The sequence below is a fragment of the Bacillus sp. es.034 genome, assembly GCF_002563655.1.
Classification (GTDB): domain Bacteria; phylum Bacillota; class Bacilli; order Bacillales; family Bacillaceae_B; genus Rossellomorea.
On sequence record NZ_PDIY01000001.1, the window covers coordinates 3,735,596 to 3,755,639 of the forward strand.

Here is a 20,044-nt window from a genome sequence, read left to right on the forward strand (position 1 = left end):
GACCCTCATTGTCTCTTCAGCCATATTCCCCATTATTTCATGGGATTTGGAATAGAGTGATAAAAGCAGGCTACACTAATTTAGGAATAATCAGTTGATGTAAGGCGATTTGTTTGAGATATGAAAGAATGCTTGCTAGAATAAACATACAATCTAAGTAAAAAGGAGTCATTCTTATGGTCGAGAAACCACAAATGCCTTATAATCTTATCGGCGAAAAGAAACTCTCCATGCTCGTTGAAGCCTTTTATAATAGAGTATCAAATCATCCTGAGTTAGCACCGATCTTTCCGGATGATTTAACCGAGACAGTTCGTAAACAGAAACAATTCCTAACTCAATATTTAGGTGGACCGGCTCTTTATACAGAAGAACACGGACACCCCATGCTGCGTGCAAGGCACCTCCCCTTTCCCATCACAGAATCACGGGCTAAGGCTTGGTTAAGTTGTATGCATGATGCAATGGATGAGGTCAACCTAGAGGGTCCTGTAAGGGATGACTTTTTTCACAGGCTTGTATTAACCGCCCATCATATGGTGAATACTGAAACACCCAAGGGTCCTTCCATTGACTAGAACAAATAGCTGGCATCACCTTAAAGGGTGTGGGCGTGACAAGAAACCTCTGGAAATATATATGTTTGTTGACCCTCTTTGCCCGGAATGCTGGGCGCTTGAACCAATCTTAAAGAAATTGCACATTGAGTATGGACAATACTTCCGGATCCGCTATATTCTAAGCGGGCAGCTCGCCTCACTGAACCTTGCGACGAAACGGAAGCAGGAAGACCTGGCACAGCAATGGGATAAAACAGCGAGTCGCTCCGGCATGTCCTGTGACGGTAGCCTGTGGATTGAGAATCCGATTGATTCACCCTATCTCGCTTCATTCGCCATTAAAGCGGCAGAACTTCAAGGAAAGCACGCGGGAATCCGCTTTTTACGTTTTTTACAAGAACGAGTATTCCTGCAGAAACAAGATATCTCCAATATCGAGGTACTGAAGGAATGCGCACAGGCAGCCAAGCTTGATCTTACAGAATTCATGAACGATATCAATTCTTCTTCCGCATCCAAAGCTTTTCAATGTGATGTCAAGATCACCTCTGAAATGGAAGTGGAGGAAATTCCGACACTTGTCTTCTTCAATGAGAATATTGAAGATGAGGGACTAAAGATTACAGGATTGTATTCCTATGAGGTTTATGTACACATCATTGAAGAAATGCTTGCAACTAAGCCGGAAAAACAGCCGTTGCCTCCACTGGATGTCTTCATGAAGTATTATCGGGTTGTCGCATCGAAGGAAATAGCTGTTGTATACGATCTTTCTGTAGAAGAAGTAGAGAAACAAATGAAGAAATGGACCCTTCAGCAAAAAGTGAAAAAGCTCCCTGCGAAGCACGGAACCTTTTGGAAATATATCAGCCAATAATTATTCTAATATAACTAAATAGCCCTATAAACAAGAAAAGCCGATGTTGTTTCCAACATCGGTTTTTCAATACGAACAAAGGGGATGGGAGAAATTTTTCACGGTCAAACAAAGGGGTATATGTTTGCTTGTGATCAACTTCACACTGATAATATATCACGTATCCACTTGTATTGGCAAGTTGTTTGTATGGTATTTCACAATATTGTCAAAATCGATTCATGTTCTCCATTTTCCCTTCATATACATGGATATAAGACAACGTTCGGAGGGAATGACTATGCTCGCAAAAATGAAATACGGAATCCTCCTTCTACTGATCATGATCAGTTTCTTCATAAATATCCTTGGCCTTATGCACCTGGTACCGGTTTATATCACATCACCCATCCTCTTTCTCTCACTCCTCCTCTTCTTCCACTCCCTCGGAAACCGTAACCGCTTCAGGGGATTCAAATCGATGAAGTGATGGGGACGGACCTATATGATCAAATAGGCCATAATTAAAACCCCCCTCCTGAAGGGTTCTCTTCAGGAGGGGGGGTTCTTTCTGCAATGTTCTGTCTTATTGCAACTTCTCAAGCAGTTCTTCCATTTCATTCAGCTTTTCTTCAAAGACCTTACAAGCATCTTCCACCGGTTTGGATGTTGTCACATCCACTCCTGCTTTCTTCAATACTTCAATCGGATAATCGGAACTTCCAGCTTTAAGGAAATCGATGTAGCGTTCCACTGCAGGCTCCCCTTCTTCAAGGATCTGTTGACTAAGGGCCGTTGCTGCAGAGAAGCCTGTTGCATATTGATATACATAATAATTATAATAGAAATGTGGAATCCGTGCCCATTCCAGTCCAATCTCTTCATCAATTGAAATTTCTTCCCCAAAATATTTCTTGTTCAGCTCATAATAATGTTTGGTGAGGAACTCTGAAGTCAGGGCCTCTCCTCCCTGAGCTTTCTTATGAATAAGATGCTCGAATTCAGCAAACATCGTCTGACGGAAAACGGTTCCTCTGAATCCTTCTAGATAATGATTCAACAGATACAATCTTTTCTTCTCATCATCGATCGTATTCAACAGATAATCATTTAATAATGCTTCATTGCAAGTGGAAGCGACTTCTGCCACAAAGATTGAATAATGACCGTACGTGTATGGTTGGGAACTGCGCGTATAGTAACTATGGACACTGTGACCGAATTCATGGGCCAGTGTGAATAGATTGTTTACATTATCCTGCCAATTCATCAGGATATAAGGATTAGTACCGTATGCCCCGGATGAGTAGGCACCGCTTCTCTTTCCTTTATTTTCGACCACGTCCACCCAGCGATTCTCAAATCCTTCTTTCAGCACATTCGCATACTCCTCACCCAGCGGCTTTAGTCCATCGAGGATCATGCTCTGTGCTTCGTCATAGCTTATGTCCATTTTGACTTCCTTCACGAGTGGGGTATACAAATCATACATATGAACCTCATCCAGACTCAGCACTTTCTTGCGAAGCTTCACATAACGCTGAAGCAGATGAAGGTTTTTATTTACCGTATCGACAAGGTTATCATACACTTCTTCCGGGATATTGTTATTAGACAATGCCGCATGCCTCGCCGAATCGTAATGTCTGACGTTGGCAACGAAATTATCCTTCTTCACCGCTCCGCTTAAAGTAGAGGCGAATGTGTTTTCAAATTTGCCGTACGTTTCATAGACCTTTTTAAAGGCTTCTTCCCGGACACGGCGATCGCTGCTCTCCAGGAATCGGATAAAACGACCGTGTGTGATATCCACTTCTTCCCCATTTTCATCCTTGATGCTCGGAAACTCGAGGTCAGCGTTATTCAGCATACCGAATGTATTACTTGCAGCACTGAACACTTCAGACGCCTGGGCCAAGAGTGCTTCTTCTTCAGCTGAGAGAACATGTGGACGCTGAAGGTTGATTTCCTCCAAAGCGTGCTTGTACTTCTTCAGTTCTTCCTTCTCTTCAAGGAACCCATTCAGCTTCTCTTCGTCAATCGATAGAACTTCCGGCACCAAATAAGCGAACTTACTCCCTAACTGGGTATAAAGACTTTTGGCACGGTCATCAAGACCCTGATAATAGGAATTGGTCGTATCCTGATCATAGCGCATATGAGAATATGTATACACCTTCCCCATACGTTCCATTATTTCATCCTGGAAGGCAAATGCTTTATAAAGCTGCTCTGCACTATCACCCAGTGTTCCCTTAAATTCGTCTGCTCTCTTGGTCATTCCTTGGATTTCTTTAAATTCTCTCTCCCACGCATCATCACTTTCGAAGATATCTTCCAATCTCCATGTTAACGTTTCATCTACCTCTTTTCTTCCAGGCAGACTTTTAGTTGCTGTATCTTTTGACATATACATCCTCCATTCTGAAATCTACAGAAAATTCCTTATAGTTACATTCTCTCTCATCTACCAATTTCCTGCAACAATACAAACTTAGTTACATCTTTTTTAATATATGCTTCCATTTAGGAAAAAAATCATGCTTATGCTGTTCGAAGGCTGAAAAATGTTCCGGGCAGTGCCAGGACTCAGTGAGTTGATACCTATCTTTTACTTTACTGATTACTTGAACCTCTTCAAGTAATCTTAAATACCCGCCTGCGATTCTCTTTATCACTTCATCGCTATTTAAGAGAGGAAGGGAACGAAGCTCGATATATCCTTTAAAGATTCTCCTATTTAGCGCTTTACATACACTTTCCACTGATAAGAAGCGGTCTTTTTTCAAACAATCTTTCCATACATAATATTGCCACTCTACTTCGTGATTTCTGATATGAATGCCATGGGGAATGACAGGGATGCCAATATACAGGGGCAAATATAAAAACGTATCCCCTTCCCCGTACACTTCCCTTAAGAACACATCTGTTCTCGCCTTGTTATAATGAATTTTATTGTATATCCACTTGGCTCTATAATCGTTCCATTTTGATAAAGAGTAGGGTTGATGAACGGGAGCATCCGGAATCGAAGGAGGAAGTGTGAACTCAGAAACGGGGATGGTGATGGGCGCTGCACTCATAAATGCCGTGCCGGAAACCGGAAGAAGATGGGAATAGAGCTGAAATATGCTTCTATCCGGGAGTAAATGAAGGAGAAAATAATCCAAGTGTGGAGAGTATCGAATAAATGCTTGTTGGAAGGTCGTTAAACTCAGGAGCTTCTTGGACTTAAGGGGCTGGGTCAGGATCCAAAAGGGGGTGATCCCCTGTCGATGATAACCGTATGAGCGTCGCACTATTTCAGAAATCGGTATGGTTGAACACTGAATCTCGATGGCAATCTCTGCCGTATCTGTTTTCACATAAATATCTGCGACTTGCTTAAGCTCTCTAATGTAATGCTCGAGGCTCACCCTTGTATGGAGGGAGCTGACCCTGTCATATAAAAGCTGCTTACTTAAGAGATGCTGCGGAGTCTCACCCTTTACCATCTCGCAATCAGCTTGAGATATATGGGCAAAATGGGGTATGTTGCGGCTACCGATTTTCATGGTCAACAGTGAAGAACAATGGGGACAGATAAATGAGGCACCTTTCCTTCTTAACCCTCTTAATTCCTCCCTGGAATAATGGATTGTGGTAAATACTTGCTGGTTGAATAATGCTGTTAACATAGAACACCTCCTTCTGTTACCATTCGACAAAAATAGTGAAAATCCTGCATAAACAAAGCCCTCAAGCAAACATGCTTGAAGGCTTCACTCTATAATAACGGAGACATCAGCCGGGAAGTGGATTCCAAAATCCTGTATCCCAGATGTCGCTTTTGAAATTCTTCCAGGTGCAATTCTTCCGATTCCTCCAGGTCATGTAAATATTCACTGACAATGGAGGAAGTGCTTTCTGTTTTATACAAAAACGCATTCACTTCAAAATTCAGGTGAAAACTTCTCATATCCATATTCGATGTCCCGATTGAAGCCATTTCTTCATCTACGATCACGATCTTACTATGCATGAACCCTTTTTGATACTCAAATATGCGAGCACCGGCTTCCAGAAGATCTGGGAAATAAGAGCGGGAGGCATGAAATACAATCCGTTTATCCGGTTTATGGGGAACCAGGAGTCTCACGTCCACTCCACTTAAAGCGGCAATCTTCAAAGCTGAGAAAATATCTTCATCCGGAACGAAATAAGGAGATGCCACCCACACACTTTTTTTCGCCGAGGTGATCATCGAAAAGAATATATTCTTCAAAACACTCAATTCATTATCGGGTCCCCCCGCAATCATCTGAACTCCGCCGTCGTTCGCATTTTCAAGAGGGTCCGGACTTAAATATCCAGGTGTGAGGAAGTCATCGTTCGTCATATAATACCAATCCTGCAGGAAGATCAACTGCAGGGTCCGAACCGCTTCTCCCCTTACAAACAGGTGAGTGTCCCTCCAGAAACCGAAGTGTGGATTCTTACCTAAATATTCATCACCAATATTAAGTCCACCGACAAATCCGATACTCCCATCGATGACAATGATTTTACGGTGATTCCGAAAGTTGAATTTATTATTCAACACAGGAATTTTAACAGGTCCAAACGCAACTACTTCTACACCCGCTTCTTTAAGATCATTTATATAGTCCTTTGATAATTGCCAGGCACCGACGGCATCGTAAAGGAAGCGTATTTTGACTCCATCATTGGCCCGTTCAATAAGGATATCCTTAATCTGGTTACCGATTTCGTCATGACGCACAATATAATATTCCATATGGATATGATGCTTTGCGGTCTTCAGCCACGTTAGGATTTCACCGAAGGTTTCGTTACCATTGGTCAACAACTTTGTTTCAGTGGAAAAGGATATGGCACTATTCCCGATTCTTTGTGCTAACTGAAAATGCTTTTCTTGAAACAAGCCAAACATATCTGCGTTTATATCTTTAGGACCCGGCTCGAATTTATTATAGGTTTCCTGATCCAATATGTACTTCTTCTTATACATTTTTTCTTTTCTGTAATTCCGTCCAAATAATAAGTAAAAAATGAAGCCCAAAAACGGGAATGCCCCCAAAACGACGAGCCAAGTCAGGGTTTGGGCAGGATGACGATTTTCAAAGAAAATAAGGAACCCAATGACAACGACAGAGAATGTGAAGACAATACTAAAATACTTCACCATTCCTGAAAGATACTGATCGAAATAAAAAATATAACTTAGTACAAGGACAGCACAAAATAAGAGGACCCTTACTGTATTCTTCATATGTAGTAACACCTTCCACCGGCTTAATGTTTCAAAAATTGAAAACCCTTATACAGAGAGTGGATATAAAAAATACCGATTTCTATATGAAACCGGTATTGATCCTTACGAAAAGTGTTCACTTAACGTCTCAAAGACATGGTCATGAATGACCTCTTTGCCATACTCTTCAAGGCGATGAACGGTCATTCGTGATTCATCGGCATATTCAAGCAGTATACTTAACGTATTATCGATATCTTCTTCTGAAAAGTGTTCTTCAGAAAATTTAACATAAATAAAATATCTATCTTCAAATGCAAGGAGCTTGGTTTCTAAATGTTCCATAGGCTTATCTTTCAATCGATGGGATAGAGAAATCGCATCTTCGAAATCATTGAATTTCAACGTGAAGTCCAAAACTACTTCAGCTTCCCCGTCCTGATCCTGCTTGATTTGGAAATGCTGATCCAATAGTTCCTCTATACGCTCATCGACAGGAAGTTCCTTGAGCTTATCCTCTGGAATAGGAAGCTCGAACCGCTGGCCATCCTTAGAAACCTGAGCTCTTGTAACCAGTACTTCAAGCCCTTTATCTAACGCTTGAACTTGAATCCAAAGCGGTCCTTCAATTCCGAAATCTTCTTCCTGATGAACTTCATCCATCATTTCCCAGAAGAGTTCTTCACTCCGTTCTCGATTATACCAAATTTCTTCACGGTCAAATCCGCGATCTTCTATATCTCCATAAGAAATATAGAACTTGACTGTATTTTCGTTAATGCGTTCGATTTCCAATTAACACCTCTCCCTTCTTGCATGATGTTAGTGAAGGGACTACACCCTCTGAGCAAAATGCTCTATTGCTGGTGAAGATTGAAGATACATTTAGATTAGTTTGTACCTTGTACTTCTATTTTATGATAAAACCTCAGAAAATGGAATTAAACTAACACCCATTTTTTTCTCACAAATCCCTCTAGGTGTTTTTGACATTTTAGCGGATATTTGCAGAAAATTCAAGTGATAAAACTTATTCTAATATAAAAGGGGATGACCCGAAAGGAGACGCAACGTTCCTTGAAGGGTCAGCCCCTTTTACTTATATATTCCCCTACTTATAAAAGAGTACTTTAGTTTACCATTCTTTGAGCTTCAAGAAGCTGGAATGTCCGAACCTTTCTTGGTAGGAAACGTCTGATTTCATCTTCGTTGTAACCAACCTGAAGGCGCTTTTCATCAAGGATGATCGGGCGTCGCAGCAGTCCTGGATTCTTTTGAATCAATTCGAACAACTCTTGAAGTGGTAAAGTTTCCAGGTCTACATTTAGCTTCTGGAATGTTTTAGAACGGGTTGAAATGATTTCATCTGTTCCATCCTCAGTCATGCGAAGGATTTCTTTGATTTCATCAATGCTTAATGGTTCAGAAAAAACGTTGCGTTCGGTATATGGAATCTCATGCTCTTCTAACCAAGCTTTTGCCTTGCGACAAGATGTACAACTAGGTGAAGTGAATAATGTAACCACGAATCATTCACACTCCCTTTAGGAATTTTTATAATATAGAGTATTTTATTTAAACGACGTTAATTAAAATTAGTTTAAATAAGAAATCTCTATTATGTATTATACATGAATTATAGTCCCATGAACATAGTTTTAACTAATTTGTCAAATTTCCTGTACAGAGGTTTAACATAGCTATATATTCTGTTTCTATTATGGGTTTACCCGGTACACTCATAGCTTAAACATGATATTGTATATTTCCATTTTTTCATTTAGAAAACCTTATTGCGAATAGGCAATAAGGTTTTCTTCCGCTTAAATATCTTTTAATACATCCCCATCGCGTTCTTCGTCCTTCTTTAACACTTCGTCAACAGGTTGATAAGATGCACCGTAAAATTTTTGGTCATTGTACGTATGAATGAGCTCATATGTTTTTTTCATGGAATCGAAGATAAGATCTTCGGATTCATGTTGTGGTGCCCAGTATAGGATTTCCATTTCATTTATTTCGTTTGTAGCAAGTGAACGGCGGGCATACCCGATGCTGACAGCGTGTTCGAAACCTTCACGTTTGTAGAATTTCAAGCGCTTCTCAGTGTCAGTGTCATCATAGTCCACTGGCTCGACTTCCAAAATGATGGCTTTCTTCTTTTCTTTTAACTTATCGAGTAATTTATGGCCAAGGCCTTGTCCACGGGCATCCTTTGAGACAAAGAGATAATCGATGAAGATAAAGTCTTCAAGTTCGGCGAACATAAGTACATGGTGCGGCCCTTCATCTTTGTGATAGATGTCGCTTCTTTCTTTTAACAGTGATTCAAGATGTTCTTTTGATTTCATTTCCTCTACAGGGAAATATTGATTTAATTTTTCATACCAGTGCATGGATCTACTCCTTTGATTGAATTTTTAAGTGACATTGACTAACGGGATACCATTATCATTCTCAGAAAAAAATAGGTTTATGTTAGATGTTAGTCTTATCCGTGGGATAATCGTACGGAATCACAGGCGGTACGGCCCATGAAGAGGAAGATGTGGTTGAAAGCGGTTAATCTTACCAATACTTTAATGATAACAATATTTGAACCTTTTTTCAAATGGGAAGCAATACGACGGTCCCGGTTTCTCTTTAAAAGAAAAAAGACTGACCTGCATGCTTTCTGAGGTCAGTCTCTTCTATTAAGGAGTGTAGTCAACGCCTTCAGTATAGGAATTACCTGCATCCCACAGAAGGAATTCATTGATACCTTGATCATTCAACGCTTTGATCTGGGCCTCTACTTCTGCTTTTCCGTACGGTTTAAAGTTTCCGCTACCAAGCCAGGAAGCGGTGAAATCCTGAAGCCACGGTCTTGAGATCGGCTTATTTTTCAGTTCGGCTATTTTTGCTTTCTCCACCTTGGAGTATTCTGTTACAAGTTCGTAAGGCTGTAAATCCGGTTTGGCAATTCCGAAGTAAGGTGTCCAATGACTAGGATAGATCATGGATGAAATGACATCCACATTTTCAGATATCTTCGAGAAATTCTGACCGATACCAGGTGCCTCTGGAAGGGTTGCCGTATAGCCGAAGATGTCAACGGATACTTTCACGCCATAAGGTTCCAGCTTCTTATGGGCATATTCCACAAAATCAGTGACGGCATGTACTCGTTTCTGTACATTATCACTGTCTTCCTTGGCATATTCCCCTCCGTTATAGGTGAGTTCATCATCACGCTTCTCGAATCCTTCAGGGAATCGGACGTAGTCGAACTGTATCTCCTGAAAGCCCATTTTTGCTGCTTCAATGGCGATGCCTACATTATAATCCCATACCTCTTTGAGGAATGGGTTGACGAAGGAATCCCCTCCTCCATTTGACCAAACCTTATCCCCGTCTTTAAATGACATGTCCGGCCGCTGATTCGCAAGAACCGTATCCTTGAATACAACCACACGTGCAATCGGATAGATTTTCTTTTCTTCCAAGGTCTTTAACATCGCTTTGGGATCTTTGATATACGGCTGACCCACCTTGGCATACGGAGAAGACTCTTCCGGTTCATATGTTACATTTCCTACGTCATCTTTAATATCGATGACCATGGCATTGAGATCTGTAGTATCCATTAATTTCGTAAGAGTATCAAAACGGGCCCCGCCAGCTGAATGTGCCGTAACGTATACCCCTCTTACTGCATCCGGATACTCGAAGCTCAGTCCGGAATCATAAACAAATCGTGGCACCGGGCTTTTAATCTCCTTTTTGCTCATCGTAAACGTTCTCTTCTCATGTTTTACCGGACCATCTTCAGCGGCACTTGCTGACTGGAAGGGCAAGACGCACATTGTGACTACACATAAAGATGTCGCTACCTTACTCCATTTCAAAATGAACCTCTCCTCTATTAAGTATGCTATCTAGTAAATTATGTAACTCCTTATACTATTCTAACAAGGAAATTACTTGAAAGAAAAGGGTTAATCCACCTAGTCTGTCGAAATTTCCAAGGAAATGAATATTCTTCAATATATAGTATGAAGCACATCAGGATTTAGACGTTATCAACGGAAAAAGCTCCCCTCATCGAAGGGAGCTTTTATCATCCTCTTAGCTTTTGTATGATGCTTGATATTGCGCAAATTCTTTCTCTGAGCAGTAAACGAAATGTCCAGGGACCACTTCACGCATTTCAAGATTGTCATCCTCTGTATAGTTATGAACAGAAGGATTATACTCTTTTCTTCTGCGGGTGCGCTCATACTCGGGATCCGGTAACGGTATCGCAGATAGAAGTGATTGAGTATAAGGATGAAGCGGATTTTTGTACAGTGCGTCACTTGTGGTCAACTCTACAAGCTTTCCATAATACATAACGCCAATCCGGTCACTGATATACTTTACCATGGATAAATCATGGGCAATGAAAAGATAAGTTAACCCTTTTTCCTTTTGAAGTTCCTGCATCAGATTGACGACCTGTGCCTGAATCGAAACGTCAAGGGCTGAAATCGGCTCATCGGCAATGATGAAGTCAGGATCTACAGCAAGTGCACGTGCAATCCCGATACGCTGACGTTGTCCACCTGAGAACTCATGCGGATAACGACCGGCATGCTCTTTGTTCAGACCCACTGTTTCCAGTAGCTCATGAACCTTCTTCAAACGTTCTTCCTTGGAAGAAGCCAATCCATGAATATCGATACCCTCAGCAATGATATCGGCTACCTTCATGCGGGGATTCAGACTCGCATAAGGATCCTGGAAGATCATTTGCATTTTACGGTTGAATTTCTTTAATTGAGAGCGTGACTTCTTCCCATGGACATCCTCGCCGTTAAAGAGAACCTGACCGTCCGTCGCATCATAAAGACGAATGATCGTTCGGCCTGTCGTTGACTTCCCACAACCGGATTCTCCAACCAGTCCAAGGGTTTCCCCTTTGTAAATATCAAAACTGATATCATCGACTGCTTTAACCATATTCGGTTTTCCCGGGTTGAAGTACTGCTTTAAGTTCTTAATTTCTAGTAATTTTTCTGCCATTATGAACGAACCCCCTCAACAAGTACCGGCTCTCTATAATTAGATGGCATTTGTCTTTGTCTAACTTTCACTGCTTCTGGTGGCTCAACCTGTGGAGCACTCGGATGCATCAACCAGGATTTTACATAGTGAGTGTCTGATACCTGGTAATATGGCGGCTCCTGCTCGAAATCAACCTTCAGTGCATATTCACTTCGGAGAGCGAATGCATCCCCTTTTGGTGGATTCAACAGATCCGGAGGAGTACCAGGTATCGCGACAAGCTCCTGCTCACCTTCCGTGTCGGTTGTCGGCATCGAACCGATCAATCCCCACGTATACGGGTGACGAGGGTCGTAGAATATTTCATCGACGGTTCCCGTTTCTACAATCTGACCACCATACATGACCGCTACACGATCCGCAACGTTCGCCACCACTCCAAGATCATGGGTGATGAAAATGATGGATGTTTCGATTTTATTTTGAAGATCCTTCATCAGCTCTAGGATCTGTGCCTGAATCGTAACGTCCAATGCCGTTGTCGGTTCATCGGCAATAAGGATTTTAGGATTACATGCAAGAGCGATGGCGATCACGACACGCTGACGCTGTCCACCCGAGAACTGATGCGGATATTGCTTAAAGCGGGTTTCAGGGCTCGGAAGACCAACCAGCTTCAGTAGTTCAATAGCTCGCTTCTTCGCATCATTTTTACTCATGTTCTGGTGCTTCACGAGTGGTTCCATGATTTGTTTGCCGATTGTCATCGTTGGATTCAAGGATGTCATCGGATCCTGGAAGATCATCGAAATATCTTTCCCACGTATTTTTTGCATATCCTTTTCAGGTAGCTTCGCTAAATCTTTGCCTTCAAAAAGGATCTCTCCACCCTTGATGAATCCCGGCGGGTTTGGAATCAATCTCATAAGGGCTTTCGTCGTTACGGACTTACCTGAACCCGACTCCCCTACGATCGCTAATGTTTCGCCTTTATCTAAATGGAAATCTACACCGCGTACTGCCTGTACTTCTCCTCCATGCGTATTGAAGGAGACGTGTAAATCTTTCACTTCTAAAATTTTCGACATATTCTTAATCTCCCTTCGATTACTTTCGCATTTTCGGATCTAGTGCATCACGCAAGCCATCAGCCATTAGGTTAAAGCTTAAGATGACTAATGAAATGACAGCTGATGGTACTAACATCATGTGTGGGAATGATTGAATAGATTTATATCCATCATTCACTAATGATCCAAGAGATGCTTTAGGAGGAGCAATACCTAATCCGATAAAACTTAAGAATGCTTCAGTATAAATTGCAGCAGGAACTGTGAACATAGTAGTGATGATTACAGGACCCATTACGTTAGGAAGTAAGTGTTTAAAGATTAATCGGTTGCTAGTTGCCCCCAGTGTTCTAGAAGCCAGAACAAATTCTTGGTTCTTTAACTGCAACACCTGACCACGAACGATACGGGCCATTCCGGTCCAACCTGTTATGACCATAGCCATCGTGATGGAGAATATTCCTGGTTCAAATATCAAGATAAAGAGGATGACAACAATCAGATTTGGAATTCCTACCAAAATTTCGATGATTCGCTGCATAACATCGTCAACTTTTCCACCATAGTATGCAGAAATACCACCATATGAAATTCCTATTAAGAAATCAATAATCGCGGCAAGTATACCGATATAGAGTGAAATACGTGTACCACTCCAAGTTCGGGTCCAAAGATCTCGCCCTAAATCATCTGTACCAAACCAGTAATTTTCCTTGACCTGTCTTGCCTCATACACATCAAAACCATCTGCATCCTTCCCGTCAAATGGTAGCCAACTAACTCCTGAAAGCGCTTCAATTTTTGGTGGCAGTTTTGCATGGCGGATATTTTGATCACTAAATTTGTAGTCATTCATCATTGGCCCGAAAATGGCAAAGAACACGATGATGACAGTGATAATAATCCCGGCAAGTGCACCCTTATTCTTGCGCAAACGAATCCATGAGTCCTGCCAAAAATTCAGGCTTGGACGTGAAATTTTCTCTGCCTCATCTCCACTTGCCTGTTGGGGTTGGAAGAGGTCTGGACTAAGTTGTTCTAGTTTCTTTTTGTTTGCTTCCATTATTTCTTCCCTCCAGCTAAGCGAATACGTGGATCAATGATTCCGTACAGGATGTCTACCAAGAAGATAACACCAATGAATAAAGCACTGAAGAAGAGGGTAATCCCCATAATGACGGTGTAATCATTTGTGTTGATGGATAGTACGAATTGCTCCCCTAATCCCGGTACTGCAAAAATTCTTTCTACAACAAGGGATCCTGTCATAACAGCGACTGTCATTGGACCAAGAATTGTAACAATTGGTATCATGGCATTTCTTACAGCGTGCTTTACAATTGTTCCCGTTTTAGAAATACCTTTGGCAGTTGCAAGTAAAATATAATCAGAGTTTAGTATCTCTAACATTTCTGTTCTCATAAAACGTGCAATAGTAGCTACGACTCCAACTGTAAGAGCTAATGTAGGCAGAATCGTATGCTTATATTCTCCCCATAGAGCCACAGGTAACCACTCAAGCTTAACCCCAACATAGTATTGAAGTAATCCGGCAAAAACGAAGGATGGAATAGAAATACCCAGTACAGCAAGGAAGGTTGAACCATAATCTAACCATGTATTATGTCTAATCGCTGCTATTATTCCAACCAAGAGTCCTAAAAACGTTCCTAATACCATTGCTTGAAATCCTAGAAGTGAGGAAGGACCAATACGATCTCCAAGTATTTGAGTAACTGGACGATTATCATATTGGAAGGACAACCCCAAATCCCCTTTAGCCAGTCCAACCATGTAGTTGATATATTGCTCTGGCAGCGGGTCGTTGAGACCGTATTTATCCAGGATGATTTGTTGTTGTTCCGGAGACAGCCTTTCTGTATTTTGCAGTGGAGATCCAGGCAGGAGCTTCATCAGAAAGAAAGTGGCGGTTGCAATGATAAGCAAAGTGATGATCATATAGACGATACGTTGAATTGTATATCTGACCATTCTTTAGCCCCCCTTTTTTATCTTATTTTTTCTACATTTTTAATTATAGCTATTTTCGACAAATTTTCAATGTATTTTTACTTTTTTGATAATTATCGACATTCAGTGGAAAAGGAGAGCATATGCTTATGCATACACTCTCCTTTTTAAGGTTTGTCGAATGAGTTAAATACTACTCAATTGAAGCCCATTTGTATGATGCATCTGCACCAAATGAGTGACGTAACAGACCTTTAACATATGGACGCTCTAAGAAAGCAGATCCACGTTGGTACATAGGGCTGATCGCTTGATCTTCAAAAAGGATCTTCTCAGCGTCAACCATTGCTTGCCAGCGAGCTTCCTCATCATCCAGAAGTTCACCTTTAGCTTGTTCGATTAACTTGTCATATTCAGCATTTGAGTAACCCATTTGGTTATGAGCACCGTCAGTCACGAACATGTCAACGAAAGTCATCGGATCTGGATAGTCAGGACCCCAACCAGCGAATGAGAAGTCATATTGACCTTTAGACTCTAATTCAAGCTTTTGCTTGAATGGTTGAGCTTTGATCTTAACCGTTAATCCTTCAAGGTTTTGCTCAAGTTGTTCTTTCAGGAATTCACCGATTTTCTTAGAGCTGTCAGAGTCATAGTTTAATAGTTCTAATTCAATAGAATCTTTACCTAACTCTTCTTTTGCCTTAGCCCAGTAATCTGCAGCTTTCTTAGCGTCAAATCCACCAAAATCACCTACAGCTTCACGGTAATCTGTTCCATCAGGACCAGTAACGAAATCTTTTGGTACTAAGTAATATGCAGGAACTGATCCGTTGTTCAGAAGAACATCAACCATTCCTTGCTTGTCGTATGCTGAGTCGATTGCTTTACGTGCATTAACGTTTTTCAATACTTCGTTACCTTCATTTAGGCGTAAGAAGTATACAGAAGTGTCAGCTTTCGTTTTGAAGTTTTCGTCAGACTTATATTTGTCTACGAATTCAGCTGAAAGACCAGCGACATCCGCTTTGTTTGTTTCATAAAGGTTAACTCCGGTAGCCGTATCTTTAACGATGTTAAAGTTAACTTCTTTTAACTTAACAGTGTCAGCATCCCAGTAGTTGTCGTTATGAGATAATTTAAAGCTTTGCTCATGCTTCCACTCAGAAAGAGTGAATGGACCGTTATATACTACAGTGTCAGCTTCAAGACCGTATTTGTCGCCTTGAGACTCAACGAATTTTTGGTTTTGAGGATAGAATGTTGCGAAAGAAAGTAGAGCTTTGAAATATGGTACAGCCGTTTCAAGCTGAACTTCTAACGTTTTGTCATCAGTAGCTTTAACACCTAATTCTTCAACTGGAACTTCACCAGCATTTACTTTAGCAGCGTTTTTGATATCGTACATGATGTACGCATACTCTGCACCAGTATCAGGGTTTAAAGCTTTTTGCCAAGCATAAACGAAGTCGTTAGCCGTAACGGGATCTCCATTAGACCATTTCGCATCACGAATCTTGAACGTATAAGTTTTACCATCTTCACTCACTTGTGGTTCTTCTGCAGCCATACCTAGTTCAGGTGCATCATTTTCACCTAAACGGTAAAGACCTTCAAATACGTTGTTCATTACTTTGAATGATACAGAGTCAGTTGCCAGAGTGGAGTCCATTGATGGGATCTCAGAACTCTCAAGTAAATTAAGTACCTGTTCTTTCTTTTCGTCAGAACCGCCTGCACCTGATCCTTCTTCGTTGCCTTCAGTCTTCTTGTCGCCGCCACATGCAGCCAAGAAAGTACTTAGAGCCAGAAGAAGAACCAGCAAGAATGAAAACTTTTTCTTCATCTTGAAATTGACCTCCTCGTAAATCTCATATTTATTTATCTTCTAATTTTCAGAAGATTTGTTACTTATTATACATGATAGAGAAATTATTGCAATATGAATTTAACAGTTTTTTTGCAAAATTATCAGATTAGTAGGTATATTGTTGTTGAAATACTGCTATATCAACGTTTCATTTAAACATTTTAGAGAGTTTGTCCCATTACAATTGTTACAATCGTAAATTTTTTCTGGTTGAAAGCAGTTTACGATAAGGGTGAACTTTCATCTTTTGACGGTTCCCTTCTATTATAAATATTTAAACATCAGACTAAATATAAATAATAGAATTAATACTTATTTCACCCTCTACCAATATTTGAAATGGGATACCCTTACTGAAAGAATTGTATATATATAAATCAGGATTGAATTATTCTTCTTCCTTCATGTATACTTTGGTTAAAAACATCCTAAGGAGCATTATGAAACGAATGAAATTGTTCAACATACTTACCTTGCTTATTTTCATCATTGCCGTGGTAGTGGCTTCCCTGCAGGAAAAAGATCTGCTTCTTTCTATTATAGACAGCTTGTTTATAATCGGGATTGCCTATATCAGTATCGGCGCCCTCCTTTATATTTTTGGAAAAGGCTTTTTCAACGGGATCGTTTATGCTCTTAAAAGGTTTCGTAACAGCACGAAACAGGGAAAGTATATTTCCCAGTTCGATGACCTGGATGAGATGAATGAAGCTCACGAAGAATATGGAGTGCAACGTTCCTACTCCATTACGAAATCCTTTTTACTGACCGGAGGACTGACACTCGTCCTTTCGATTATCATGACCTACTTTCTGTACACTTGAATTCACCTTTTTTTTTTCATATAATAGCTACATATGAATGAAAGTATAAGCATGGATGAAGAGTAGTACTTTTCAGGATGAATAAAAGAGAGCTTGTGGTTGGTGCGAACAAGTATTCATTTGAAAAGGAATGGACTTCGGAGCTTTATGTGTGAAACGGAGTAGCATATAACGGGATGACCTTACGTTAAAGAGGTTCCATGCACGTCATGGCCTAAGCTGGCTCTAACGGGCACTTAGGGTGGCACCGCGGAAATGATCCCATTCGTCCCTATTTTTCATAGGACGGGTGGGTTTTTATTTTGTGTAAAACTAGGAGGAAATGAAATGAAGACAATATTCAGTGGCATTCAGCCGAGCGGGACGATCACCCTCGGCAATTACATCGGGGCGATGAAGCAATTCACCGAGCTCCAGGAAGAGTACAATTGTTATTTCTGTGTGGTAGATCAGCACGCGATCACGGTGGCACAGGATAAAATGGAGCTGCGTAAAAATATCCGCAGCCTCGCAGCCCTGTATATCGCCTGTGGCATCGATCCGGAGAAATCTACATTATTCATTCAATCGGAAGTTCCTGCACATGCACAGGCAGGATGGATCTTGCAGTGTGTCACCTATATCGGGGAGCTTGAAAGAATGACGCAATTCAAAGATAAATCTCATGGTAAGGAAGCCGTTTCAGCAGGATTATTGACATATCCACCTTTGATGGCGGCTGATATCCTGTTGTATGGAACAGATCTTGTTCCCGTCGGGGAGGATCAGAAGCAGCATTTGGAACTGACACGGAACCTGGCAGAACGGTTCAACAATAAATACAATGATATCTTCACTGTACCCGAAGTAAGAATTCCTAAAGTCGGTGCACGGGTGATGTCCCTTCAGGATCCGTTGAAGAAGATGAGTAAATCCGATACGAATCAGAAAGCGTTCATTACACTCCTTGACGATCCAAAACAGATCGAGAAGAAAATCAAGAGTGCCGTCACCGATTCGGATGGTATCGTGAAATACGATAAAGAAAACAAGCCCGGGGTGTCGAACCTCCTTTCGATCTATTCGATCCTTGAAGGTACTTCTATAGAAGAAATTGAAATGAAATATGAAGGAAAAGGATACGGAGACTTCAAAAGTGACTTAGCACAGGTGGTCATAAGCGCCATCAAGCCAGTACAGGAACGCTACTATGAATTGATCGATTCAGAAGAATTGGATGATATCCTTGATCGCGGTGCAGAAAAGGCAAACTTCGCAGCAAACAAAATGCTGAAGAAGATGGAAAAAGCCATGGGATTGGGACGAAAAGAGAGAAAACGAAAATAATGATGAGGACCAGGGACAGCTTGTACCGTTTCTGGTCTTTTCTTTCGACTTATTTAGTGCCCACATATAAAAAACCTCAAGCCCTTTACGGACTCAAGGTTTACTCCGACGATTAATTTACCTTTGGACGATTCTCCACTTCCCATAGTTTCTCGAAAAATGGTTGTCCCTTTATCAAATTCTCACAAAGAGTGAGATGCTTGTCCGACCAGCCGTACTGGGTTTCCTCATATAGCATCTGCCATATGTCTTCGAAATCCATTTCCTGTATGGTTCGGTAGCGCTCTGGTGCCCATTCCGTGTACCAATAGCGGATTTCCGCCGTGTTGTTTGAACTGTGAAGTTGATCAAGGGCCATGAATAACAGCTGCTTCAATTGTCTTTCCTTCCTCGTCAGGCCACTCATCATATAAGGATTCGGGGAAAGAATGTGATACGCATCTTCCCTTTTACCATCCGGCTCGATGGAATACTGTACCGTTTCATGACTTTCGACCATTTCATACACCAGTTGTTCCTGTCTTGGTATGAGCCTGCTTTTTCTGATGGGGACCGTGTACCCGATCGTATCCACTGCTAATATCCCGGTACCATCTGTCACAATGAAACAATAATCCAATTGGATCCGTTCGTGGTTTTTTCGCAGGTATGCTTTTTGATAAACATGATGGAGCAGTTGTTGAGGTAACTCTGATAGATCGTTCTCGATGTAATGAAACAGTGTCGTGTCTACTTTAATCAGAGGAACCTGATCCAGTAATTCAATAACGTCCTCTTTTCTCCACTCATGAAAATGGCAGACATTGTAGCCATTTTCTTCGCCTTCGAACCAATTTACCCATACATCATGAAGATATAACATGATTGACCCCTCGCTTTGCTTCAATCTTATTTGTCAATCAGTATAGGCTAATCCGTGTAAATTTATTCCTATCATAAGGGGTTTTATGATAGTCTTTATATTTTTCTGCGGGGTATATAGATTGAAAGGGTGATGATGAGGATGCCCAAAAGGAATAAATAGCTTTCAACACGTGTCGAGACGAAGAATATATAGTCTGTAAATGTCATTCCGGTTGTAAGCAAATTCAAATACATAATTAAACTCACTCCTCCTGAAACAGCCAGTCCAAAACCTATAAAGAGCCCAAACAATTGTACCACCATACCTTCCGCCTCTATCCTAGATTTAAGATATTGGAGCCCGTCCATGCTTACTATATTTTATGAAAGGAACAGGAAGATATGACGGCACAGGGCAGCCTATTATTAGAAAAACCCCATT

General features: G+C 41.1%; 19 protein-coding genes and 1 other annotated feature. Of the genes, 5 read left to right on the top strand and 14 right to left on the bottom strand.

All coding sequences use genetic code 11. From position 1 onward, the window contains the following. Positions 1-176 precede the first annotated feature (176 nt). The 3 genes from ATG71_RS19040 (at position 177) to ATG71_RS19050 (ending at position 1,906) form a co-directional block, all read left to right on the top strand. Positions 177-578: a globin domain-containing protein gene (locus tag ATG71_RS19040; RefSeq protein ID WP_098441020.1), complete on the top strand. Its 402-nt coding sequence runs from the start codon at positions 177-179 to the stop codon at positions 576-578. After that, positions 571-1,437 (top strand): ClpXP adapter SpxH family protein, encoded by an 867-nt coding sequence (locus tag ATG71_RS19045; RefSeq protein ID WP_286163065.1) that lies wholly within the window; start codon positions 571-573, stop codon positions 1,435-1,437. Before ATG71_RS19040 ends, ATG71_RS19045 begins: the two co-directional genes overlap by 8 nt. A 280-nt stretch (positions 1,438-1,717) precedes the next feature. Then, positions 1,718-1,906, top strand: a complete 189-nt coding sequence (locus ATG71_RS19050) for a hypothetical protein (RefSeq protein WP_098441022.1) — start codon at positions 1,718-1,720, stop codon at positions 1,904-1,906. Positions 1,907-2,002: 96 nt separating this feature from the next. Here ATG71_RS19050 and pepF read toward each other — a convergent pair whose 3' ends face one another. From pepF to ATG71_RS19110, 12 genes are all read right to left on the bottom strand, one after another. Continuing rightward, a complete protein-coding gene (gene pepF, locus ATG71_RS19055; protein WP_098441023.1) occupies positions 2,003-3,826 on the bottom strand; it encodes an oligoendopeptidase F in 1,824 nt (607 codons plus the stop codon). Between the two features lie 88 nt (positions 3,827-3,914). Then, positions 3,915-5,096 carry a competence protein CoiA gene (locus ATG71_RS19060; protein ID WP_098441024.1) on the bottom strand — a complete coding sequence of 394 codons (1,182 nt, stop codon included), beginning with the start codon at positions 5,094-5,096 and terminating at the stop codon, positions 3,915-3,917. 89 nt (positions 5,097-5,185) lie between these two features. After that, positions 5,186-6,691: a cardiolipin synthase gene (cls, locus tag ATG71_RS19065; protein WP_098441025.1), complete on the bottom strand. Its 1,506-nt coding sequence runs from the start codon at positions 6,689-6,691 to the stop codon at positions 5,186-5,188. Positions 6,692-6,796: 105 nt separating this feature from the next. Beyond that, complete coding sequence (mecA, locus tag ATG71_RS19070; RefSeq protein ID WP_098441026.1) at positions 6,797-7,468, bottom strand: adaptor protein MecA; 672 nt, start codon at positions 7,466-7,468, stop codon at positions 6,797-6,799. 335 nt (positions 7,469-7,803) lie between these two features. Then, a complete protein-coding gene (gene spxA, locus ATG71_RS19075) occupies positions 7,804-8,199 on the bottom strand; it encodes a transcriptional regulator SpxA (RefSeq protein WP_032089161.1) in 396 nt (131 codons plus the stop codon). Positions 8,200-8,496: 297 nt separating this feature from the next. After that, positions 8,497-9,069, bottom strand: coding sequence for a GNAT family N-acetyltransferase (locus ATG71_RS19080; protein ID WP_098441027.1), 573 nt, complete (start codon positions 9,067-9,069; stop codon positions 8,497-8,499). 297 nt (positions 9,070-9,366) lie between these two features. Further along, positions 9,367-10,518, bottom strand: coding sequence for a putative glycoside hydrolase (locus tag ATG71_RS19085; RefSeq protein WP_098441902.1), 1,152 nt, complete (start codon positions 10,516-10,518; stop codon positions 9,367-9,369). 262 nt (positions 10,519-10,780) lie between these two features. Further along, positions 10,781-11,716 (bottom strand): ABC transporter ATP-binding protein, encoded by a 936-nt coding sequence (locus ATG71_RS19090; RefSeq protein WP_098441028.1) that lies wholly within the window; start codon positions 11,714-11,716, stop codon positions 10,781-10,783. Further along, the gene (locus tag ATG71_RS19095; RefSeq protein WP_483295315.1) at positions 11,716-12,786 is read right to left on the bottom strand and encodes an ABC transporter ATP-binding protein; all 1,071 of its coding nucleotides are present in this window, start codon (positions 12,784-12,786) and stop codon (positions 11,716-11,718) included. The genes ATG71_RS19090 and ATG71_RS19095 overlap by 1 nt, the downstream gene beginning before the upstream one ends. A 19-nt stretch (positions 12,787-12,805) precedes the next feature. Next, positions 12,806-13,831, bottom strand: a complete 1,026-nt coding sequence (opp3C, locus tag ATG71_RS19100) for an oligopeptide ABC transporter permease (RefSeq protein ID WP_098441030.1) — start codon at positions 13,829-13,831, stop codon at positions 12,806-12,808. Further along, entirely contained in the window at positions 13,831-14,760 is a 930-nt protein-coding gene (opp3b, locus tag ATG71_RS19105; RefSeq protein ID WP_098441031.1) for an oligopeptide ABC transporter permease, read from the bottom strand. Before opp3b ends, opp3C begins: the two co-directional genes overlap by 1 nt. A 172-nt stretch (positions 14,761-14,932) precedes the next feature. Then, complete coding sequence (locus ATG71_RS19110; RefSeq protein ID WP_098441032.1) at positions 14,933-16,585, bottom strand: peptide ABC transporter substrate-binding protein; 1,653 nt, start codon at positions 16,583-16,585, stop codon at positions 14,933-14,935. A gap of 464 nt (positions 16,586-17,049) precedes the next feature. Here ATG71_RS19110 and ATG71_RS19115 point away from each other — a divergent pair, with 464 nt between their 5' ends. Together ATG71_RS19115 and trpS are read left to right on the top strand one after the other, a co-directional pair. Continuing rightward, positions 17,050-17,433 (top strand): DUF3899 domain-containing protein, encoded by a 384-nt coding sequence (locus tag ATG71_RS19115; RefSeq protein WP_179886582.1) that lies wholly within the window; start codon positions 17,050-17,052, stop codon positions 17,431-17,433. Between the two features lie 43 nt (positions 17,434-17,476). Next, positions 17,477-17,709 (top strand) — a binding site (T-box leader). A gap of 51 nt (positions 17,710-17,760) precedes the next feature. Further along, the gene (gene trpS / locus ATG71_RS19120; protein WP_098441034.1) at positions 17,761-18,759 is read left to right on the top strand and encodes a tryptophan--tRNA ligase; all 999 of its coding nucleotides are present in this window, start codon (positions 17,761-17,763) and stop codon (positions 18,757-18,759) included. Between the two features lie 112 nt (positions 18,760-18,871). On the opposite strand, the gene ATG71_RS19125 is transcribed toward trpS, so the two are convergent. Beyond that, positions 18,872-19,621 (bottom strand): YjbA family protein, encoded by a 750-nt coding sequence (locus tag ATG71_RS19125; RefSeq protein ID WP_034763445.1) that lies wholly within the window; start codon positions 19,619-19,621, stop codon positions 18,872-18,874. Positions 19,622-19,716: 95 nt separating this feature from the next. After that, a complete protein-coding gene (locus ATG71_RS24110) occupies positions 19,717-19,971 on the bottom strand; it encodes a YuzI family membrane protein (protein ID WP_483295316.1) in 255 nt (84 codons plus the stop codon). Positions 19,972-20,044 lie beyond the last annotated feature (73 nt).